The sequence below is a fragment of the Arsukibacterium sp. genome (assembly GCF_033722355.1).
In the GTDB taxonomy this organism is placed as follows: Bacteria; Pseudomonadota; Gammaproteobacteria; order Enterobacterales; family Alteromonadaceae; genus Alishewanella.
On the sequence record NZ_JAWVZF010000002.1, the window covers coordinates 11,563 to 31,849 of the forward strand.

At 49.5% G+C, this 20,287-nt stretch carries 20 protein-coding genes; 8 read left to right on the plus strand and 12 right to left on the minus strand.

Annotated elements, in window-relative coordinates:
- Position 1: 1 nt before the first annotated feature.
- Genes hemW through R3177_RS00380 form a run of 6 tightly spaced genes read right to left on the minus strand, consistent with a single transcriptional unit; the run spans position 2 to position 4,319 of the window.
- On the minus strand, positions 2 to 1,147 hold the full coding sequence (hemW, locus tag R3177_RS00355; RefSeq protein WP_318969052.1) for a radical SAM family heme chaperone HemW: 1,146 nt from the start codon (positions 1,145 to 1,147) through the stop codon (positions 2 to 4).
- Positions 1,148 to 1,759, minus strand: a complete 612-nt coding sequence (gene rdgB, locus R3177_RS00360) for an RdgB/HAM1 family non-canonical purine NTP pyrophosphatase (protein ID WP_318969098.1) — start codon at positions 1,757 to 1,759, stop codon at positions 1,148 to 1,150.
- 23 nt (positions 1,760 to 1,782) lie between these two features.
- Complete coding sequence (locus tag R3177_RS00365) at positions 1,783 to 2,217, minus strand: DUF4426 domain-containing protein (protein ID WP_318969053.1); 435 nt, start codon at positions 2,215 to 2,217, stop codon at positions 1,783 to 1,785.
- Between the two features lie 46 nt (positions 2,218 to 2,263).
- A complete protein-coding gene (locus R3177_RS00370; RefSeq protein WP_318969054.1) occupies positions 2,264 to 2,803 on the minus strand; it encodes a YggT family protein in 540 nt (179 codons plus the stop codon).
- An 18-nt stretch (positions 2,804 to 2,821) separates the two neighbouring features.
- On the minus strand, positions 2,822 to 3,646 hold the full coding sequence (proC, locus tag R3177_RS00375) for a pyrroline-5-carboxylate reductase (RefSeq protein ID WP_318969055.1): 825 nt from the start codon (positions 3,644 to 3,646) through the stop codon (positions 2,822 to 2,824).
- Positions 3,630 to 4,319 carry a YggS family pyridoxal phosphate-dependent enzyme gene (locus tag R3177_RS00380; protein ID WP_318969056.1) on the minus strand — a complete coding sequence of 230 codons (690 nt, stop codon included), beginning with the start codon at positions 4,317 to 4,319 and terminating at the stop codon, positions 3,630 to 3,632. The genes proC and R3177_RS00380 overlap by 17 nt, the downstream gene beginning before the upstream one ends.
- A gap of 30 nt (positions 4,320 to 4,349) precedes the next feature.
- On the opposite strand from R3177_RS00380, the gene R3177_RS00385 reads away from it, so the two are divergent.
- Both R3177_RS00385 and R3177_RS00390 read left to right on the plus strand, forming a co-directional pair.
- Positions 4,350 to 5,402: a type IV pilus twitching motility protein PilT gene (locus tag R3177_RS00385; RefSeq protein ID WP_318969057.1), complete on the plus strand. Its 1,053-nt coding sequence runs from the start codon at positions 4,350 to 4,352 to the stop codon at positions 5,400 to 5,402.
- A 23-nt stretch (positions 5,403 to 5,425) separates the two neighbouring features.
- Positions 5,426 to 6,553: a PilT/PilU family type 4a pilus ATPase gene (locus tag R3177_RS00390; RefSeq protein ID WP_318969058.1), complete on the plus strand. Its 1,128-nt coding sequence runs from the start codon at positions 5,426 to 5,428 to the stop codon at positions 6,551 to 6,553.
- 40 nt (positions 6,554 to 6,593) lie between these two features.
- Here R3177_RS00390 and R3177_RS00395 read toward each other — a convergent pair whose 3' ends face one another.
- On the minus strand, positions 6,594 to 7,316 hold the full coding sequence (locus tag R3177_RS00395) for a lytic transglycosylase domain-containing protein (RefSeq protein ID WP_318969059.1): 723 nt from the start codon (positions 7,314 to 7,316) through the stop codon (positions 6,594 to 6,596).
- Positions 7,317 to 7,384: 68 nt separating this feature from the next.
- A complete protein-coding gene (locus R3177_RS00400; RefSeq protein WP_318969060.1) occupies positions 7,385 to 8,668 on the minus strand; it encodes a DUF3422 domain-containing protein in 1,284 nt (427 codons plus the stop codon).
- A 268-nt stretch (positions 8,669 to 8,936) separates the two neighbouring features.
- Between R3177_RS00400 and R3177_RS00405 the strand changes: the two genes are divergently transcribed.
- Entirely contained in the window at positions 8,937 to 9,824 is an 888-nt protein-coding gene (locus tag R3177_RS00405; RefSeq protein ID WP_318969061.1) for a DMT family transporter, read from the plus strand.
- 45 nt (positions 9,825 to 9,869) lie between these two features.
- On the opposite strand, the gene R3177_RS00410 is transcribed toward R3177_RS00405, so the two are convergent.
- Entirely contained in the window at positions 9,870 to 10,358 is a 489-nt protein-coding gene (locus tag R3177_RS00410; protein ID WP_318969062.1) for a fasciclin domain-containing protein, read from the minus strand.
- A 273-nt stretch (positions 10,359 to 10,631) separates the two neighbouring features.
- On the opposite strand from R3177_RS00410, the gene R3177_RS00415 reads away from it, so the two are divergent.
- The gene (locus R3177_RS00415) at positions 10,632 to 11,063 is read left to right on the plus strand and encodes an HPP family protein (RefSeq protein ID WP_318969063.1); all 432 of its coding nucleotides are present in this window, start codon (positions 10,632 to 10,634) and stop codon (positions 11,061 to 11,063) included.
- On the opposite strand, the gene R3177_RS00420 is transcribed toward R3177_RS00415, so the two are convergent.
- Positions 11,060 to 12,763, minus strand: coding sequence for a diguanylate cyclase domain-containing protein (locus tag R3177_RS00420; protein ID WP_318969064.1), 1,704 nt, complete (start codon positions 12,761 to 12,763; stop codon positions 11,060 to 11,062). The two genes, R3177_RS00415 and R3177_RS00420, sit on opposite strands and share 4 nt — an antisense overlap.
- 127 nt (positions 12,764 to 12,890) lie before the next feature.
- On the minus strand, positions 12,891 to 15,047 hold the full coding sequence (locus tag R3177_RS00425) for a S46 family peptidase (RefSeq protein WP_318969065.1): 2,157 nt from the start codon (positions 15,045 to 15,047) through the stop codon (positions 12,891 to 12,893).
- Between the two features lie 365 nt (positions 15,048 to 15,412).
- Here R3177_RS00425 and R3177_RS00430 point away from each other — a divergent pair, with 365 nt between their 5' ends.
- Genes R3177_RS00430 through R3177_RS00445 form a run of 4 tightly spaced genes read left to right on the plus strand, consistent with a single transcriptional unit; the run spans position 15,413 to position 19,606 of the window.
- Positions 15,413 to 16,570 (plus strand): porin, encoded by a 1,158-nt coding sequence (locus R3177_RS00430; RefSeq protein WP_318969066.1) that lies wholly within the window; start codon positions 15,413 to 15,415, stop codon positions 16,568 to 16,570.
- Between the two features lie 9 nt (positions 16,571 to 16,579).
- Positions 16,580 to 16,987: a phosphate ABC transporter substrate-binding protein gene (locus tag R3177_RS00435; RefSeq protein WP_318969067.1), complete on the plus strand. Its 408-nt coding sequence runs from the start codon at positions 16,580 to 16,582 to the stop codon at positions 16,985 to 16,987.
- A gap of 46 nt (positions 16,988 to 17,033) precedes the next feature.
- Complete coding sequence (locus R3177_RS00440; protein ID WP_318969068.1) at positions 17,034 to 18,644, plus strand: methyl-accepting chemotaxis protein; 1,611 nt, start codon at positions 17,034 to 17,036, stop codon at positions 18,642 to 18,644.
- Positions 18,645 to 18,679: 35 nt separating this feature from the next.
- Positions 18,680 to 19,606, plus strand: coding sequence for a chemotaxis protein (locus R3177_RS00445; RefSeq protein ID WP_318969069.1), 927 nt, complete (start codon positions 18,680 to 18,682; stop codon positions 19,604 to 19,606).
- A 57-nt stretch (positions 19,607 to 19,663) separates the two neighbouring features.
- Here R3177_RS00445 and hisIE read toward each other — a convergent pair whose 3' ends face one another.
- Complete coding sequence (gene hisIE / locus R3177_RS00450; protein ID WP_318969070.1) at positions 19,664 to 20,278, minus strand: bifunctional phosphoribosyl-AMP cyclohydrolase/phosphoribosyl-ATP diphosphatase HisIE; 615 nt, start codon at positions 20,276 to 20,278, stop codon at positions 19,664 to 19,666.
- Between the last annotated feature and the right edge of the window lie 9 nt (positions 20,279 to 20,287).

A 20,287-nucleotide genomic window follows, 5' to 3' on the forward strand; every position in this document is an offset into this window, starting at 1 on the left:
GTTAATCAATAAATAAGGTTAGTAAGTCATTCAGATAGCGCGCGCCGTGCTCGGTAATTTGCCAATGCTGGCCGGTATTCAGCAGCAAACGCTGCTGGACAGCGCGATTGATAGCAGGTTCTATCAGACTGACTGGCAAACCGGTCCGGGCAGTAAAGTCAGCATGCGGGCAGGGCTCCAGCAAGCGAAACCTGTTCATAAAAAACTCAAACGGTCGGTCTTCCGCCGATACCTGCTCTTTACTGTCCAGATAACCGCGGCCAATGTCCATATAACCTTTCGGATGTTTAATTTTAACGGTCCGGACTATAGTATTACGCGCCGGCAAAGTTATTTTGCCATGGGCGCCACAGCCAATGCCTAGATAATCGCCGTAACGCCAATAATTCAGGTTGTGCCGGCATTGATGGCCGGGTTTGGCATAAGCGGATATTTCGTACTGCTGATAACCGTGTTGTTGTAATAACGCCAGGCCCTGCTGCTGAATATCCCACAGGGTATCATCAGCGGGCAGCACTGGCGGACGTGAAGCAAAGGCGGTGTTGGGCTCAATCGTTAACTGATACCAGGACAAATGAGGTGGTGCCAGTGCTATGGCCTGCTGCAAATCGGCCAGGGCGCCGCTGATATCCTGCTGTGGCAAACCGTGCATTAAATCGAGGTTAAAACTGCGAAGCGGTAAGCCGGCGGCCAACCTTGCGGCCCGGATAGCTTCGTTGCAATCGTGAATACGCCCCAGCGCCTGCAACTGAGCACTCTGAAAACTTTGCACACCAATAGAAAAACGATTTACCCCGGCGGCGACATAACCGGCGAAGCGTTCGGCTTCAACGGTACCCGGGTTGGCCTCCATGGTGACTTCCATATCGGCGGTACAGTTGAAACGTTGCCTGATACCGCTGAGGATAGTGCCGATGCCGGCTGCTGAAAATACACTGGGAGTGCCGCCACCAATAAAAATACTGCTGAGCGGCCTGCCAGTCACCAGCTTCAGATCCTGATCTAAATCCGCCAGCAGATGGGCAATGTATTCCTGCTCCGGTATGCCCTGTTTTACGGCATGAGAATTAAAATCACAGTAAGGACACTTTTGTATACACCAGGGAATGTGAATATACAGCGCCAGCGGCGGTAACTGCAGGCCCATTTAACCTGCCTGCTGCGCAGTTAACTGCTCGAGTAACTGACGCAACGCCTGACCACGGTGGCTGAGCGAGGCTTTCTGTTCTTTACTGAGTTCAGCGACGCTAACGGTCTGACCGGACGGAATAAATATCGGATCGTAACCAAAGCCACCAGCCCCTTTTAACTGTTCGCTGATACTGCCGGGCCAGACACCATGGCAAACAAGCGGTGTCGGGTCACTGGCATGGCGCATAAATACCAGAACACAGTGAAACTGCGCCTTGCGCTGCTCTGGCGGTACCTTAGTGAGTGCCTTTAACAGCTTACTGATATTCTCGCTGTCAGTGGCAGCTTCACCACTGTACCTAGCAGAATAAATACCAGGCTCTCCGCCAAGGGCATCAACTGCCAGGCCGGAATCATCAGCAATAGCCGGTAAGCCTGTCACTAATGAAGCATGCCTGGCTTTGAGAATGGCGTTTTCGATAAAGGTAAGACCACACTCATCAACATCTGATACACCTAAATCCTGTTGTGGCACAATGTCGTAATGACAGGTCGATAACAGGCTGCTTAGCTCGGCTATCTTGCCCTTGTTAGAGCTGGCGAGAACAATTTTCTGCATTTTTTCCATACTTCGGATAATAAACAAGCATGTTAATCAACGTAAAACGTGTGGCTGAAGGTCAACTGCTGTTGCTGATCGCCCTGGCCAACGTCAATAGTAAAATTATACAGTTGTTCATTCTGATAGGGCACTGTTGCCAGATAATATACCGCATCGCCTTCAGTGACCTGCTTAAAATCCAGTTGACGCTGACGTCCGAATAGATCTTTGGCTACTCCTTTTATTGCAACTTGCTGCGGTTGCTGAGTGCTGGTCTCCAGTACCGAAATATTAATCACGCCATTAAATTTACTGCGCTGGATATCGTACTGCACTGCAACTTCCGGCGTTAAAAAGGTAGCCGGCAACGCCATATAATGAACATCCCAGTTGCCTAGCTGTTTCATTTGCTCTGCACTGAGCTGGACGCTGCAAAGCATCGCGATCAGACCCAGTAGTCGTGCTGAATAAGCTGACGTTTTCATAAAGTTACTCCTGTTGCATGGCTAACCTGCCAACGAAAGGGCCTAACTAAAGCCCCCGGAACACATCACTCAGTAACAGATTTATAAACTGAATGGCAATAATCAGTACCAGTACTGATAAATCCAGCCCGCCCATCGGCGGTATTATCCGCCGGACTGGTCGCAGCAGTGGTTCTGTCAGTTGATGCATCACCAGCTCAATCGGATTATTGCCCTGGCTGAACCAGCTTAACAGTGCCCGGATAATTAGAATCCAGAACAGCAGGTTCAGGGTTTCTTTTATCACCACCAGCAAGCCACTGATAAACGTTGCCGGTATCTGAATACTGCCAACCAGCACCAGCTGTAATACTATCAGTTTAGCTACTGCCACCAGATACGCCAATAACACTGTGGCGGTATCCAGTTTGCCGATACTTGGGATCAGCCGGCGCAATGGCAATACCGCCGGATTAGTGGTTTTGACAATAAACTGGCTGAACGGATTGTAAAAATCAGCTCTGGCCAGTTGCAGCCAAACCCGCAGAATGACAATCATCAGCAGTAAATTAAAAGCAGTATTAATTAAAAACAGCATCGCCTGCATTATCAGCTCTCCGGCAACTTAAATTTGCTGGGCCATTTCTTCAGCCCGTTTAATTGCAGCATACATGGCGTCGGCGACCATTTTTTCCAAGCCCTGGTCTGCAAAAGTCGTCACTGCTTCATGTGTGGTACCACCTTTTGATGTGACATTAGCCCGCAGCTGGGCAAAGCTTTCGTCACTTTGTAGTGCCATAGTCGCGGCGCCTAAAGCAGTTTTGGCAACCATGGCTTTCGCCTGATCAGAGGCAAAACCAAGTTTTTCAGCCACCTGTTGCATAGATTGCATAAAAAAGAAGAAGTACGCCGGTGAACTGCCCGTCACGGCAATAATGTGGTTAATTTGTGCTTCATTCTCCAGCCAGACATTCATGCCGGTGCCACTGAACATATGGTCAACAAAGGCCCGTTCGTAATTCGAGCAACGACTGGGAAATAACCCAGTGACTCCCTGGCCGACCAGCGAAGGTGTATTGGGCATCGCCCGCACCAGTCTTACCTGGCCAAGCCACTGCTCATAACGCTTTACTTCAATACCGGCTGCGATGGTGACAAACAGTTTTTGCTGAATGTCAGGTGCATGTTGTAACAGTTGTTCACACAAATCCTGCATCATCTGAGGTTTAACGGCCAGAACGATAATATCGGCTTTGGTTACCGCTTCAATATTATCCAGGGTGGTGCTGATGCCATAGTCAGCAGCCAGTGCTGTCAGCTTAGGCTGACTGCGGTTAGCAGCGATAATGTTTTCAGATGGGTAGCCGGCATTAACCATAGCGGCAATCACACAACGTGCCATATTACCAGCCCCGATAAAGGCAACGGTGTTGTCATTCATTTCTTTCATAAGTCCTTGCGCCAAAAATTGCGGTGCCTAATCGTATCATAGTTGCGCCGTATTGCAGAGCGAGAGGCCAGTCATCTGACATTCCCATCGACAGCTCTGTTGCACTGGGATGTTGCTGCTGCAGATTTTCAGACAATTGCTGCATCGCTGCAAATGCCCGCTCACTGTCTCCCGGCGCTGGTATTGCCATCAGGCCGCGAAACTGCAGATTCGGTAGCTTTGCAACCGCGTCGGCCAGGGCGGGTAATGCATCGGCACTGATCCCGGCTTTAGTCTCTTCATTGCTGATATTGATTTGCAGTAATATCTGCAAAGGCTTAGCAGAAGGTGGCCGTTGCGCGGATAAACGCTCTGCTATTTTCAGCCGGTCAATGCTATGCACCCAGCTGGCGTATTGCGCCACCAGCCGGGTCTTATTGGATTGTAGTGGTCCGATAAAGTGCCACTCCAGGGCGCTAAGGGCACATAGCTGCTCAGCTTTGCCAGCCAGCTCCTGAGGATAATTTTCGCCAAACTGACGCTGGCCTGCCTGATAGGCACTGACCACGGCGTCCAGAGGTTTGGTTTTGCTCACTGCAATCAGGCGGATGCTGGCCGGATCACGGCTGTGCTTCGCGCAATTTTCTGCGATGTTCTGATAGGCGACGCTCAGTTGTTCTGCTATGTTATTCATATTTGTTGGCAAGCCGGAGTAGATATTGTCATGGATATTACCGAATTATTAGCGTTTAGTGTGGAGCATAAAGCATCAGATTTACACCTTTCTGCGGGTGTACCGCCACTTATCCGGGTCGACGGCGATGTCCGAAAACTGAATATACCGCCACTGACTCATAAAGAGGTTCATGCGCTGGTATATGAAATTATGACCGATAAACAGCGTAAAGAATACGAAGAGAAACTGGAGTCAGATTTTTCATTCGAAGTTCCCAATCTGGCGCGCTTCCGGGTTAATGCCTTTGTCCAGAACCGCGGTGCCTCTGCAGTTTTTCGGACCATCCCCAGTGAGGTTCTGACGTTAGATGATTTGGGCGCACCGGATATTTTCAAGACTATTTCTGAAAATCCACGCGGGTTGGTGCTGGTGACCGGTCCAACCGGCTCAGGTAAGAGTACCACGCTGGCCGCGATGGTGGATTATATTAACAGCATGCGCCATGACCATATCTTAACCATCGAGGATCCGATCGAATTTGTGCACAATAACAAGCTTTGCCTGGTAAACCAGCGTGAAGTACACCGTGATACCCACAGTTTCAGTAATGCACTGCGCTCGGCGCTTCGGGAAGACCCTGACGTTATTCTGGTCGGTGAATTACGGGATCTGGAAACTATCCGCCTGGCGATGACCGCCGCTGAAACGGGCCACCTGGTATTCGGTACTTTGCATACCACTTCTGCTCCTAAGACCATTGACCGGATTATCGACGTATTTCCGGGCGAAGAGAAAGACATGGTGCGCTCGATGTTGTCAGAGTCGCTAAGGGCTGTCATCTCGCAAACCCTGCTGAAGAAAATCGGCGGTGGCCGGATTGCTGCCCATGAAATCATGGTGGGGGTGCCGGCTATCCGTAACTTAATTCGCGAAGACAAAATTGCCCAAATGTATTCTGTGATTCAGACAGGCGCGGCGCATGGTATGCAAACGATGGATCAGTGTCTGCTTAATCTGGTGAACCGGGGTTTAATTTCGCAAAAAGATGCGCAAGCTAAAGCTCAGGATAAAAATACTTTTGGTGCTATGGGTCGCATTTAAAGACGTATTTTGGAAGTGACGATATGGAACTAACTGATTTTTTAACAAAAATGGTGAAAATGGGTGCCTCAGACATGTTTGTGACGGCCGGTATGCCGGTCGCCGCAAAAATTAATGGTGAGTTGACCCCGATTGACGATACACCGCTGACTGATGCCGCTTCGCTGGAGCTGGTGCTTGATGCGATGAACGAAAAACAGCAGCATGAGTTTAATCACAGCAAAGAATGTAACTTTGCGATTGCCAATGACGCTGGCCGGTTCCGGATCTCTGCCTTCTGGCAACGGGATCAGGCGGGCATGGTCGTACGGCGGATTGTTACCACCATCCCCAATGCTGACGATTTAGGCCTGCCGCCTATTATGAAAGACATTATTATGTCAAAGCGGGGGCTGGTACTATTTGTCGGTGGCACCGGCACCGGTAAATCGACCTCGTTAGCGGCCCTACTTGGTTATCGCAACAGAAACTCGAAAGGTCATATTCTGACGATTGAGGATCCGATAGAATTTGTCCATGAGCACCAGAAAAGTCTGATTACTCAGCGTGAAGTGGGGATTGATACTGAATCGTTTGAGGCCGCTTTAAAAAGCTCTTTGCGCCAGGCACCCGATGTTATTCTGATTGGTGAAATTCGTAGCCAGGATACGATGGAATATGCCTTGTCGTTTGCAGAAACCGGCCATTTATGTATTGCCACCCTGCATGCTAATAATGCTAACCAGGCGATTGATCGGATAATGCACTTAGTACCAAAAGAGATGCACGACAAACTGCGATTTGATTTGTCTTTAAATTTGCGGGCAATTGTTGCGCAGCAGCTTATTCCTACGGCGAATGGACAGGGCCGCGTTGCCGCGATAGAGGTGTTGCTGAATTCGCCGCTGGTGGCCGATTTAATTGCCCGTGGTGAAGTGGGCGAAATTAAAGCGGTGATGAGCAAATCACGTGAGCTGGGAATGCAGACTTTCGATCAGGCGCTGTACGATATGTATCAGCGGGGCGATATCAGTTATGCCGATGCCATTCACCATGCTGACTCGCCCAATGACTTACGTCTGATGATAAAACTGCGAAATAACGAAACCAAAGGAGCGGGCTTTTTGTCAGGCGTTACTCTGGAAGGTTTTGAAAATAAAGAAAAAAAATAAATGGTAATCGCCCTGCAAACGTAACTGAAACATGCCGCTGTCAGGCGGCTTGTTTATAGCGTTTATGCAGAATTAGCACCCGTTTAATATAGGCCTGAGTTTCAGCAAAGGGCGGTACGCCCTGATGGCGGCGGACATTGCCCGGGCCGGCATTATAAGCGGCAAGACTCAGTGTTAAATCACCCTGGTATTGTTTCAGTAAACGGGCAAGATAGACACTGCCGCCCCGAATATTCTGTTCTGGTGATAACGGATCACTGACGCCCAGCATCGCGGCGGTATCTGGCATTAACTGCATTAAGCCAACGGCGCCCCGTTTAGACAACGCAGCGGCCTGAAACGCTGACTCAGCATGAATTACCGCCCGGATAAGCGCAGGTTCCAGTTGTTGCTCCCGCGCCACTTTGTCAATAATCAGGTTGTAATCACGGACAAACAACGGCGTTTTATGCCAGTTCACAACTGAGTCAGGATCGCAGGCAAAGCAATCAAAATACAGTTGCTGATAAGGCCGGTTAACCGGACGCCGGTCAGAAAAAAGGACTGTGCCATCAGGCTGACTGGATTTATAGACGGCGATACTGTTGGCGGCAACCGGTTTAGCCGCCGGTGTGGCAGCGTGCGCAGCAGGTTGTGCTGGAGGGCTGAGTTTCAGTTGTCGTTTGGGGTCATTATTATCGCTGCTGTTTTGCTGGGCAATACAGCAGAGCGGCAGGCAAAGTACTAACAGACCTGAGCAGATTTTTGCAGCTAAAGGTAACAATCGATTGTATCCGTCTGACGTCAGAATGCCAGTAAAGCACTAAGCTGATTAAATCTCAAGCGACGGATTCAGCTGCTGTTATCCTTTTTAAGTTGCCGGCTCAGAAACCACAACACGAGTGCGACTGTCATTAAAACAGCGGGCAGGCTGATGCTGCGCCACAGACTGAGATTAAACTGTGGCAGCCACAGCGCTGCCGCGTGCAGGGCCTTCTCTGTCAGCTGGGCCGCGTAGTAACTGATAGCAACAAAAGATAAGCTTTCCACCACCTGCTGTAATTTCAGCTGTTGCCGCGCTTTTTTGTCCATCGATACCAGTAATTGCTGGTTTTGTTGTTCAAGCTTTAAGTTTATCCGGGTGCGCAAGAGCTCGGTCGACCGCCCAAGCCGGGCACTTAATGCTGTCTGTCGCTGCTGCACTGACTGACTGGTACGAAATGCCGGAGTAAGCCGGCGTTCGGTGAAGTCCTGTAACGAAATTAAATCGCTGATGGGGGTTTCATCCAGTGCTTTAAGTCTGTCCTGAGTGAGTTGATAGTAAGCTGCGGTTGCCGATAGCCGGGAACTGGTTTCAGCAATTAAATGCTCTGTCTGAGCGGCGAGCTGGCTAATCTGGTTAAGCAAAGGCTCATCATTATTTCGCTCAAGTTCCATTTGCTGGGTAAGCCCCGACAATTGTTGTTCCAGGTTATTCAGTTTTGTCAAAGCCTGGCGTGCCACTGGCCAGCCGAGCAGTGCCAGTTTACGGTAATTGCCAAGGTCAAACAGTTGCTGAGCCAGTCGTCCCAGCCGGGCAGGGGTTAAACCATAGTCAACCAGCAATAATCTGCCTGCACCTTCAGCATGCTTCTGGAAATCGGTCCAAATCCTGGCTTTTTCATTGGCCAGCATGCTGCTGATACAGGTTTCATCATTAAAATACCGGCTGATTTCTCCTTTCTCAGCCAAGGCGCTATCCGCAATAACGGTAAGCTGCACCACCCGGAATAACTGACCGGGTAGCTCATCAAACCAGTCGCGGCTGGGTAGAAAACTCAGTGGGTCATCAAACAGGGCAGGCGCTGTCCCCGGCAAAATAAAGGTATAACTTGAAAACTCACCATGTCGCTCCCAGCGCAAGGTTCCGGCGAACAGCGAGATATTCAGATCCTGGTCGGTTTCGGTTAAATGGGCCCCCTGCAACTCTGCCTGCTGCTGCATCAGACTAAATTCCAGCTGACGTGAGGCACTGGCTACCGTAAAAGTAAAATGACATAAGCGGCAGGGCGCACTGAGCGCGGGAAAGGTTCGCTGCCGAAGCTCTTTGTCCAGCACATCACGCAACGGATGATTTCGTAAGGTCAGCTTACTCATTTGTTGTCCTCAAGCACAGAAAACCGGCAAGGCAATACATCGGTTAACCTGACACAAGCAGATCCTGTGCCAGTTGCCTGCAAACCGGACCTATCTCAGCGGTTTACCGCTAACTTATTAGATTGGTTTGAATAATCGGTGAGGCCTTCACCGTGCAGGTTATCAAGTCTGCTGTCAGTCTGTGCTAAAACAAGGCAGGCTGCTGCAAGTTGGGGCAGTGTCAGTTACTATACTGACTCTGCCTGATCATTTAATCCGGACGGCTGCTATGGCGCGCACCTTTGATAACACCCTGCTGCTGGCAATAATTTGTGTGCTGCTGGCCATGATCACCATTCAGAGTGGCGCTTCGCTGGCCAAACAGCTTTTTCCCCTTATAGGTCCTGACGGCACAACGGCGCTTCGCTTAGGCTTTTCCGCTATCGTATTATGGCTGGTATTCCGGCCCTGGCGGGCATTACCTAACAAAGGTGACTGGCAAGCCATTATCATTTACGGGCTTTGTTTAGGAGGTATGAACATTCTGTTTTATCTGGCGATAGCCCGTATCCCTCTGGGCATTGGTGTTGCCCTGGAGTTCACCGGGCCACTGGCGGTGGCTTTACTGGCGTCCCGGCGTAAACGGGATTTATTCTGGGTAGCCTGTGCGATTGCCGGCATATTATTATTATTGCCTGATATGCATGGCGCAGATGCACTTGATCCGCTTGGGGTTATTCTGGCATTAGCGGCAGGTGCGTGCTGGGCCGGTTATATTCTGTTTGGAAAAAAAACCGGCTCGCAAGCCTCCGGAGGTATTACCGTTGCGCTGGGGATGACAGTGGCCGCGGCAGTGCTGGTGCCGGTCGGGGCGATAACTCAGGGCATAGCCTTAGTCAGTTGGCAAGTGTTGCCGCTAGGACTACTGGTGGGTATTTTATCCAGTGCCATACCGTATTCGCTTGAAATGATAGCGCTGCGTCATATGACATCTCAAAATTTCAGTGTATTTATGAGCATGGAGCCGGCAATAGCGGCGTTGGCAGGCTTTGTATTTCTGACTGAATTACTGACGGTGTGGCAATGGCTGGCAATATTGCTGGTGATTCTGGCATCGCTTGGCAGCTCATTAACAGCCGGCGGGGCTAACGTAGTCCCTCCGGCCATTTCAGAGTAGTAAAACCAGCGCACTTATCCAGGCACACTGGTTACAACAGCCGGCTTACATGTTGGGCATAATAACGCTGTCCAGAACATGAATCACGCCATTACTGGCTTTAATATCGGTGGCAATAACTTCAGCACCATTGATATAGACTTTGCCCATTTTGACTGCAATCGCAACGTCTTGGCCCTGTACTGTCGTTGCGGAATCCAAACCGACCACATCAGCGGCCATCACTTTGCCAGGCACGACGTGATAGGTAAGCACCTTGCCTAGCGCAGTTTTATCGGCCAGCAAAGCGTTAAGATCAGCAGCGGGGATTTTGGCAAAAGCAGCGTCATTGGGCGCAAATACGGTAAATGGGCCTTCACCTTTTAACGTGTCGACCAAATCAGCGGCCTTCACAGCAGTAACCAGAGTGGAAAAGTTGCCTGCTGCGACAGCGGTATCGACAATATCAGCAGATTTCTTATGATCGTGCGCCTGCACCGTCAGCATAAAAGAAGCGAGCAACAGCGAACCGGTAAGTAAATATGAGACTTTCATAATGTTTCCTTCTGTTACAATTTTAAGGACAAAGATGTCGCTGTTATTAACGTAACTGCAGCCAATAGCGATCATTCTGGTCCGAAAAAAGCCTTCTACGCGTCGCTGATAGGCTTCTCAGCTGACTTTTGTTGTAGTTAGTTGCGGGCACAGGCTGGACTGAACCTTCAGCCTCTGGCGGTAACAGATAATCACCTGCCAAGGCAGGTTGCTAAAAAATTCGCTATACCTGTATGTCAGATGATGGTGTTAATCTGACAAGGAGTAAATTTTATGACCATGAATACCGTTGCCGAACTGATGACCGCTGATCCGCTATGCGTGCAGCGCAGCGACAGCTTAAAAGATGCGCATGATTTAATGCGCGAAAAAAATATTCGGCATATACCAGTGATTGATGCCAACGGCAGCCTGGCAGGCATGCTGACCCAGAAAATCATGATTGCCAAAGTAATGGGGCTGATGGCCCAATATGGTGTCGCAGCGCTGGAACGCAAAGAAAAACAGGTGCTGGTCAGCGAGTTAATGGTTACTGATTTTGCAGCTGTTACGGCAGATCAGCCACTTAACGAAGTGGTAGATTTTTTTGTTTCGAATCGTCATGGCTGTTTACCGGTGGTAAATGCAGATAATAAGATTGTCGGTATTTTAACGTCATCAGACTTTGTCAGGCTGGCGGCGCGCCTGCTGACAAGCGCCTGTTAACGCTGGTACCAGCAGAACTGATCCTTACCCTGGCGTTTGGCCTGATACATAGCCGCATCAGCCTGGCGCAGCAGTAACTCTGCGCTGAACTCATCGCCACTGAACAGCACCAGACCAATACTGCTGTAACAACGGTGATCTGGTTGCTGGTCCCGGATGGTAGCCAGTGGCTGTTGAATGGCTGCTGCAATGGCAAGTGTCACCTGCTCGGCCCGTCGCCTGCAAACTGGTTTGCTGCTGGCAATGTCATGCAACAGGACAATAAACTCATCACCGCCAAAACGGGCGACGGTATCGGCTTCCCGCACAGCTTGGCGGATCCGCTCTGCCACTTCACACAGCACCTGATCGCCGGTTTTATGACCGTATAAATCATTGACCGGCTTAAAATTATCTAAATCAATAAACATCAAGGCACAGTATTTTTTGCTGCGTTTACTGTTGACAATAGCGTGTTGCAGTCGCTCTTCAAGCAACCGGCGGTTCGGCAGGCCGGTCAGGTGATCATAAAATGCCAGCTGGCGAATTTTTTCTGCCGACACACTGCGCTCAATAGCCAGTTCAGCCAAATGACTGTATTGACTTATTTTCTGACGTTGATCAGCCGTCGGCTGACAGGGTTCACTGTGATAAATACCAAAGGTGCCGAGTACTTTGCCTGCGGCATTTTTGATAGGGTGTGACCAGCAGGCTGCCAGATTGGCTGCCTGGGTTAATTCCAGAAAAGGCTGCCAGTAGGGATGGCGGTTAATGTCCTCTATTATCACCGGCTCGCCGGTAAAGGCTGCTGTGCCGCAAGAGCCCTGACCGATTCCAATCGGCAGGCCATCAATGGCCTTATTATAAAATTCGGGCAATGACGGAGCGGCACCGTGCAGTAAAAACTGACCACTGGGATCGAGCAGTAATACCGAGCAGCGCATTTCAGGGTGTAATAATTCAATTTGCTGCACCATGCAGTTTAAAATATCGGTCAGGCTGGCACCCTGGCTTATCATACTTAAAATAAGGTTTTGCAGTTGTAGTTCCTGGGTCCGTTCGGCAACCTGTTTACCCACAGAGCTGATGGTGCGGATATACCGCTGATTAGCCATACTCAGCTCAGCAATTTGCTGGGCCAGAGCTGTCAGTAAGTTTAGTAACGCCGGTAATTTTTCTTCTGCCACTATTGGCACTTCTGCGATGGCACTGAGGTACTCTTCTTTGTCAAACCCCAGCTCATCAGCCTGCAAAGCGAAAAAGTCTAAATCGGGTTCACTGACAAAGAACTGACCAATAAACAAATTAGCGACAGGCGTCTGGTTGATAATTAACGGCGTTGAGCAGTCAGTTAAGCCATTGCGACATTTGTATAGCGCATAATTGCTGCCTTTTTCGAGCTGGCTGGCTAACTGAGTATCGCTTTCCAGGCAGCGCTGACGACTGTTTTCGTGGTGCCGGTGAAACTGCATACAGGCGCGTTGCCACTTTGAAGAGGCAAGTACTTTTCCGTCCAGGCTAACCAGCGCTATCGCAATACCCATGGCTTGGACAAAGTGGTTAAACAGGCTGTTTAAACGGGAAAAATCGATATCCGCCGCCAATTGTCTGGCAGGATCGTCTGAGGCAGAGCGCTGTGTGTTATTCCAGTCAGCGCTAAGCGGATCAAGCATTTGAATTAAGCTGGATTCTTTAAGCAAATACTTACTATGTTTGGTCATAATAATTTAACTTTAGTTGTAACAAGCAGACTTCACCAGCTCTTAGCCAGTTTAGTTAAAAAAAACCTCTGGCAAGCAGAGGTTTTTTAATAACGTTGCCGCATTGGCATAACGACAATGACAGAAATTATTTCACGCCGATTTCCTGCAGCAGTGCTGTGGCATTATCCACCATTTGCATTTGCCATAGCATAAAGCGTAAATCGACCTGAATAGAACGGGTGTTTGCCGGGTTATAGTCCCAGTCTGAAATAATGGAATCGAGCGTGCCATCAAAAGCCAGACCAGCAAACTCGCCTTTGCTGTTAAGTATTGCCGAGCCGGAGTTGCCACCGGTAATATCCAGCGTGGCAAGGTAGTTAACCGGCACTGAATTCAGACTCGGCGCCAGGTAGGGGCCATAATTTTTTGCTTTAATTGCTGCCAGTTGCTCTGCAGGCGCATTAAATTCACCTTCTCCGGTTGCCTTGGCCACAATACCACGCAGCGTCGTAAATGGCGCCCAGGCATTACCATCTTCATTGCCGTGCGCGCGGCCTTTAACATTACCATAAGTTACCCGTAAGGTACTGTTGGCATCAGGATAAACCGCCTGACGTTTATCCTGCATAAAGGCAATTTTAGCGCGCATATAGCTGGCGTAAGCCTGTTGAATTTTACCTGCCAGCTCTTCCTCCGCCGCTTCCTGCTTCATATCCGATTGATACAGGGCAACTGCTGCCATAACAAAAGGATCGGCATTCTGGCTGAATTCGGCCAGGCTGGCGCCAACGAGTGCCTGGCGACGGTTTAGGTCGGTTAAACTGGTATTGGCATACCAGCTGTCAATCAGAGCCGTTAATTCATTCAGGCTCATGTTGCCTTTGATGCCAAGCGCCCGGTCAAACTCGGCATTGCGTTGTTTTTTCGGCAAGGCGACATATTTGGTCAGGTTATGTAAGTCCAGTGCTTTTTCCACACTCACATCAAAGTTACGCTCCATGCCGGCGACATAGGCTTTAAAGCGCGGAATATCCCGTAGCTGGTAGCCGGCTTTACGCTCAGCATCCGGTTTAGTGCTCTCCTGGGCCAGCCGGTATAAAGAGCGGGCAACACTGAGCAGGCGCGGGGTGGCATTGGTTAAAGCATACTCGGCGCGGGCCTTGCTGTGCTGCTCTGCCAGCAGTTTATCGATAGTCGCTAAGTCTCTGGCGTAGGCTTTCTTATTTTGCGGGCTGCTGTTAACCCAGTTAGTCAGCGCCTGATGCTCTGTAATCTTACGCTGGAGAAAATCGCTCTGGGCGTAACTGTCCAGCATGCCCTGGCGGTTTTTCATATAATTATTCAGGCCCGCCACCCGGCTGGCATATTTCAGTTCGGCATCTTTATTGGTGGCGGTTACCCGGTCAATAATAGCGAGGGTATCTTTGAACTGCTGTACCGTATTAGGATAACTCCACTCAAAGGTCTCACTGACTTCTGACGGCAGCCGGTGCCGGTTGGTGCGGCCCGGATAACCCAGCGCCATAACAAAGTCACCTTCCTGTAATCCTGCGCTTGCCAGTTTCAGGTGATGATCCGGCTGATAAGGTACGTTATCGGTATGATAATCGGCAGACTTACCGTCCGGGCTGACATAGGCCCGTAAAAAGCCGTAATCGCCGGTATGCCGGGGCCACATCCAGTTATCAGTATCACCGCCAAATTTGCCTACACCTTCTGCCGGCGCATGCACCAGCCTGACGTCTTTAATTTCAAGCTGTTTAATCAGGTAATATTCCAGACTGCCGTAGTAGGCGGCTACCCGGCACCGGTGCCCCTCATCCTGTTCGCACTGAGCAATAAGTTGCTTCTGGTTGGCCTCGATGGCATCCATCCGCAATTTGCCGCTTAAACCGGCTGCCTTGGTATCAATAATCTTTGAAGTAACATTATCAACCGCTTTGGTCACGTATATCCGGCTGCCTGGTGCGGCCGGAACTTCATCAGCTTTGGTTGAGGCCAGAAAACCATTGGCCAGCAGGTTATTTTCCGGCGTAGAGTTGTGGGCAATGCTGTTATAGATACAGTGATGGTTAGTCACGACTAAGCCATCAGGTGAAATAAATGAGGCTGAGCAGCCGCCCAGGCTGACAATGGCTGCCATAGGAAACTCAGTGAGCTTGGTCAGATTAGCCGGGTCCAGTTCCAGACCAGCGGCTTTGAGTTCGCCGGCAATGTCAGGCAGCTGCTGCGGCATCCACATGCCCTCGTCAGCTATAACAATACTACTGGTCAGCGCCAGTATTAACAGAGATTTTTTCATAGTTGCTCTTACTTTTATTATTAGCGCACCATACGCGGTCCGGCCTTATACTCGACGCCAGCGCTGCGCTTGTCAAGACACCGGCAGCCACCGTTGGCGTATTATCAGCTGATTATCCGGTTTGGCACGTCGGATTGTCAGCGACGACTATTTAACATTGAAACCTGCTGTAAAGCAGCATGTTAGACTTTTTTATCACCGCTGCCGTAATAGTTAAATTTTAATCACAGATATGCCTATTTTCTGGTTATAGCCTAAGCTTGGTTTGCTAAGTAAAGAAAACAGATAAGTGTTTCTGTTTGGTAAAAATAATATCGGATGCTGATGACGTTTAAAATCAGACCAAAGTCCAGTCCAGTGAGGTAATGATGAGAAAAAGTTTATTAGCCCTGTCCCTTGCTATTGCAGTTATTCCAGCCACTGCCTACTCAGATACAACAATTAATGGTTTTGCGTCCATTAAGGCCGGGATGACGACCGGCAGCGATGAGCAACTATATGGTTACGATGATACGCTTGATTTTAAAAATGAAAGCCTGATAGCACTGCAGGTCAAATCAGACCTTGGCGATAGATTGTCTGTGACTGCCCAGTTACTGGGGCGCGGGCGGGATGACTTTGATGTGGGCTTTGAATGGGCTTTTATCAGTTATCAGCTGAGTGACAATATGACCATTAACGCCGGGCGTCTGCGCACCCCCTTTTATAAATATTCTGACTTTAAGGATGTCGGCTACGCTTACGACTGGTTAAGAGTACCGCAAGGTGTGTATGGGCTGGGATTTGATACGATAGAGGGCGTGACGTTCTATCGTACAGCGCAGCTTGGCAGCGTTGACTCGACCTTACAGCTGATTCTGGGAAGTTATGATGGTGAAACCAGTCTCAGTGGTAATCAGGTCAGTGCTCAGGTTGACGATATTGCCGGCATTACCTGGGAGCTGACAAAAGATGCGTTCAGTGCCAGGTTTGCTTATCTAACCGGCAAAACCAGTGTTGATGCCACGCCGGTTGCTCTGGCACCGGGTTTTACTGTCGGCAACCTCTATCAGGCACTGGGAGCAAATGGGTTGACACCGTTAGTTATGGCTCTTGATATCGATGATGAAAGCTCCAATTTTACCGGCGTAGGCCTGACTTACGATAATAGCAACTGGATAGCGGTTGCTGAATACACCCGGGTTGAGGTTGAAGACAGTTTTGTTGCAACCCAGAAAAACTGGTATGTGTCGCTTGGCAAACGTTTTGACAGCCTGACGCCTTATGTTTTATACGAGCGCGAAAATAATGATGCACGGGTCAGCATCTACCAGCCCTATACTGGCGTATTACCGCCACAACTGCTTATGCCGGTGCAGGGACTCGTAGCCAGCCAGGAGCGGGAAGCCAGCACCTGGAACCTTGGTATACGTTACGACTTTCATCCTTCCGCAGCATTTAAAGCGCAATTCAGTTCAGAAGATAATAAAACAAGCGGCCAACGAAACGGCGTATTTGCTTTTGGCGTTGATTTAGTATTTTAAGGAGCCTTTATGTTAAGCAGAATTTTAATCATAACGATACTGATGATGGCGGCTGGTATGGCGCTGCCAGTCTCTGCAGCTATTGCAGTTATTGTTAACCCTGCCTACACCGGAACCGTCAGCAACGATGATTTAACCCGGCTTTATACCGGTCGCTCCGGTGATCTTAACGCGGTCAACTTAGCTGAAAGCTCGCCAATCAGGGCTCAGTTTGACGAAAAAGGCGTAGGCCGCTCATCGTCACAACTCAAATCCCACTGGGCGAAGCTGGTGTTTACCGGTAAGGGCACACCGCCGGCGGAACTGGCAACAGAGGCGGCTGTGATTGAACATGTTGCAACCAACCCGAATGCGATTGGCTACGTCGATGCTGCCAGTGTGACAGATGAAGTAAAAGTCGTTCTTACCCTGAACTGAACGGTTTAACACCTTCAGTTAGCTGGCCGGCAATAAGAGTATTGTTATGAAAAATATGTCGATAGTGATGAAAATCTGGTTGGTGATCGGCCTGGCGATCATTGCGTTTTCCACCGTAGTGGCCGTCAGTGTTTTTTTTACCGCCAAAAATAATGCCACCACCCAGAGTATGCGGGACTACATGTATGAAACCTCAAAGCTTGCCTCACAAGTGCGTTCAGGTTTCACCTCGCTTGATGAGTTTTTTACTCAGGCCGTTACGTTGTCCGACCCTGATTTGCTGGCTACCGCGAAGCAGCACAGTGTCAAGTTACAGCAAAATCTGGATCGGCTGAAAACGCTTAACCCGGCTCAGCAATCTCTACTGGATGATCTACAGCAGGATGTGGCTGACTATGTCAGTTTAGCCGGTGGCATTGCTCAGCAGTTTATTGATGGTGACGTCGACTTTGCCAGCATTCAGGAAAGTGTCGCGACCAAAACCCAGCAATATGAGGATTTAAGCAGACGTTTTACTGAGTTCGAGCAGCAGGCTGATGAGCGCTTTTCTCAGGCCATTGCCCAGATGTCCGGTAATATGGAGTTAGCTTTAACGGTCATTCTGGCGCTGGGTAGTGTGCTTATTATACTTACAGCCGGTTTGGGCCATGTTATTGCCAGGGGGATCAGTAACTCTGCCAGGACACTGGGAGCATCACTGGCAGAGCTTGCCAGCGGTAAAGGTAATCTTGCCAGCCGGTTGCCGGTAACCGGGAATGATGAGCTCGGGGTCGTGGCTAAGCAGTTTAACCTGTTTATTCAGATGCTGCAGACCTCGTTTAATGATCTGGCGAAAACGATAGAGCCACTAAACCGAAGTGCGAAAGATCTGGCGTCAGGCATGAACAGCCTGGAAAAAATGACTCTGGAGCAATCAGACAATTCTGAAACGGTTAGCCACAGTATGGGAGAAATGCAGTTATCAGTGCAGGATATCAGTCAGTCAGCCAATGATGCCGCTACCGGGGCTGGCAAAGCCAATGAGCTGGCGAAACTGGGCTTGGACAAAACCAGCCATGCTGTGAAATACTCACAGGGTTTATCTGACGAGATTAAACATGCGCAGGATGTTATTACTGAGCTGGCAGAGAAAACCAAAAACGTCACTGACATTCTGAAAAGCATTAATGATATTGCTGATCAAACCAACTTACTGGCATTGAATGCGGCTATTGAGGCGGCCAGAGCGGGTGAACATGGCCGGGGGTTCTCAGTGGTGGCTGATGAGGTGCGAAACTTATCGTCAAAAACAGCAAAATCGGTCACTATGGTGCAGGAAGTTTTGCGACAACTGAACGATAATGTCAGTGGTGCAGTCAATATTATGGGGCAGGCGGTGAGCAACGCTGAACATTCAGCCCGTCTGGCGGCCGATGCTGGTAGCTCGATTGAACAAATTAATCAGGAAGTACAGCAAATCAGCATGTTAAACGCGCAGATTGCTGCTGCCACTGAACAGCAAACCATGGTAGCCGAGCAAATCGCCAGTAATACCGCTAAGATGATAGGATCGTTCGCCCAGACTAAAAGCTTGCAGTTGAGTGTGCATGGTATATCAGACGATTTGAGAGTTTTGTCAGAATCGCTGGTCACCGTCAGCTCAAAATTTGAGACCTGATTTTAACGCAACCCAGGTTGCAGTGAGGAAGCGCCATGAGTTCATTAATGAGTTCGGTTGACCAGAGAACGAATATTGTTGGTCAGAACCGGTTAGAATTACTGATTTTTCGCTTAACCGGGCAACAACCCTACGGCATTAACGTGTTTAAGGTGCGGGAAGTTATTCAGTGTCCGCAACTGACCGACATGCCGGGCGCCAATGCTCATGTTCGTGGTATCGCTCATTTACGGGGTACGCCGGTCACCGTTATTGATTTAAGTAAGGCCACTGGCGGTAAAGCGATTGAAGACTTATCAAAAGCTTATATCCTGGTAACAGAATATAACCGCACCACCCAGGGGTTTTTGGTGGGGGGAATTGACCGGATTGTTAATATCAACTGGGAGCAAATTCTACCACCACCGAAAGGCGCCGGGCGCAGTCATTATCTGACAGCAGTGACCCAGTTGGACGATAAGCTGGTGCAGATTTTAGATGTGGAAAAGGTGTTCGCTGAAATTTCTCCTCCCGATGAAGAGGTCAGTGAACAGATTAAGCAGCGTAAGTCAGAGCGTGACTTATCCCAACTGACAGTTCTGGTTGCTGATGACTCAGCAGTAGCGCGAAATCAGGTGAAAAGGGCGCTCAGTTCAATTGGCATTAACGTCGAGCTGGTTAACGATGGTCGTTTGGCGCTGAACTGGCTTAAAGCCAAAGCAGAGGAGCTTGGCGGTGACATTTCAGACCAGGTGCCGCTGCTGATTTCTGATATCGAAATGCCTGAAATGGACGGATATACCCTGACGGCAGCAGTAAAAGCACATGAGCATCTGAAAAATATTCATATCGTGCTGCATTCATCGCTCAGCGGGGTATTTAATGAAGCGATGGTGAAAAAAGTTGGTGCTGATCAGTTTATTGCCAAGTTTCATCCTGATGAACTGGCTTCGGCGGTGCAGCACTGGATGGCAATAGACTAGCCGGACAGCACAATAGCGCCTGTTGGCGCTATTGTGCTTTTTTATGATTTTTGAAAGTTATTTATGGCGCTGTTGTAATACTTTTATTACGTCGTTCAATTCCAGTTGCTGACTGCGCAACAATACCAGCAGATGAAAGATTAAATCGGCCGCTTCATTAGCCAGTTCTTCCCGGTCACCGGCCATTGCCGCCAGTGCCGATTCCACGCCTTCTTCGCCGACTTTCTGGGCGATTCGTTTTACGCCTTTAGCAAACAGGCTGGCCGTGTAGCTGCTGGCCGGATCCGCGCCTTCGCGGCTTTGAATAACCTGCTCTAAATCATACAAAAAGCTCAGCTGCGGGCTGTTTGCTTTATTGTCATGCCAGCAGGTTTCAGTGCCAACATGGCAGGTGGGCCCGTTAGGCTGAGCCAGCACTAAAATACTGTCGGCATCGCAATCACTGGCAATGCTGACCAGTTGCAGGGTATTGCCGGAACTTTCGCCTTTGGTCCAGAGTCGCTGTTTGCTGCGACTGAAAAAGGTCACCTGGCCGCTTTGCAGGGTATGTTCAAGTGCTTGCGGGTTCATATAGCCCTGCATCAGCACTTTACCGGAGATGGCGTGTTGCACTATCGCAGGCAGTAACTGGTTTTCTGGCCAGCTCAATGCCTGAAGATTATTGTTGTTCATATACTTTCC

What these genes read in the sequence shown, in the direction of transcription:
- R3177_RS00420 (WP_318969064.1), bottom strand. Translation starts at nt 12,763, where the DNA reads ATGACCAAACATAGTAAGTATTTGCTTAAAGAATCCAGCTTAATTCAA.
- R3177_RS00390 (WP_318969058.1), top strand. Translation starts at nt 5,426, where the DNA reads ATGGAACTAACTGATTTTTTAACAAAAATGGTGAAAATGGGTGCCTCA.
- R3177_RS00425 (WP_318969065.1), bottom strand. Translation starts at nt 15,047, where the DNA reads ATGAAAAAATCTCTGTTAATACTGGCGCTGACCAGTAGTATTGTTATA.
- R3177_RS00405 (WP_318969061.1), top strand. Translation starts at nt 8,937, where the DNA reads ATGGCGCGCACCTTTGATAACACCCTGCTGCTGGCAATAATTTGTGTG.
- R3177_RS00415 (WP_318969063.1), top strand. Translation starts at nt 10,632, where the DNA reads ATGACCATGAATACCGTTGCCGAACTGATGACCGCTGATCCGCTATGC.
- R3177_RS00385 (WP_318969057.1), top strand. Translation starts at nt 4,350, where the DNA reads ATGGATATTACCGAATTATTAGCGTTTAGTGTGGAGCATAAAGCATCA.
- R3177_RS00440 (WP_318969068.1), top strand. Translation starts at nt 17,034, where the DNA reads ATGAAAAATATGTCGATAGTGATGAAAATCTGGTTGGTGATCGGCCTG.
- hemW (WP_318969052.1), bottom strand. Translation starts at nt 1,147, where the DNA reads ATGGGCCTGCAGTTACCGCCGCTGGCGCTGTATATTCACATTCCCTGG.
- R3177_RS00445 (WP_318969069.1), top strand. Translation starts at nt 18,680, where the DNA reads ATGAGTTCATTAATGAGTTCGGTTGACCAGAGAACGAATATTGTTGGT.
- proC (WP_318969055.1), bottom strand. Translation starts at nt 3,646, where the DNA reads ATGAAAGAAATGAATGACAACACCGTTGCCTTTATCGGGGCTGGTAAT.
- R3177_RS00365 (WP_318969053.1), bottom strand. Translation starts at nt 2,217, where the DNA reads ATGAAAACGTCAGCTTATTCAGCACGACTACTGGGTCTGATCGCGATG.
- R3177_RS00435 (WP_318969067.1), top strand. Translation starts at nt 16,580, where the DNA reads ATGTTAAGCAGAATTTTAATCATAACGATACTGATGATGGCGGCTGGT.
- hisIE (WP_318969070.1), bottom strand. Translation starts at nt 20,278, where the DNA reads ATGAACAACAATAATCTTCAGGCATTGAGCTGGCCAGAAAACCAGTTA.
- R3177_RS00410 (WP_318969062.1), bottom strand. Translation starts at nt 10,358, where the DNA reads ATGAAAGTCTCATATTTACTTACCGGTTCGCTGTTGCTCGCTTCTTTT.
- rdgB (WP_318969098.1), bottom strand. Translation starts at nt 1,759, where the DNA reads ATGGAAAAAATGCAGAAAATTGTTCTCGCCAGCTCTAACAAGGGCAAG.
- R3177_RS00400 (WP_318969060.1), bottom strand. Translation starts at nt 8,668, where the DNA reads ATGAGTAAGCTGACCTTACGAAATCATCCGTTGCGTGATGTGCTGGAC.
- R3177_RS00430 (WP_318969066.1), top strand. Translation starts at nt 15,413, where the DNA reads ATGATGAGAAAAAGTTTATTAGCCCTGTCCCTTGCTATTGCAGTTATT.
- R3177_RS00370 (WP_318969054.1), bottom strand. Translation starts at nt 2,803, where the DNA reads ATGCAGGCGATGCTGTTTTTAATTAATACTGCTTTTAATTTACTGCTG.
- R3177_RS00380 (WP_318969056.1), bottom strand. Translation starts at nt 4,319, where the DNA reads ATGAATAACATAGCAGAACAACTGAGCGTCGCCTATCAGAACATCGCA.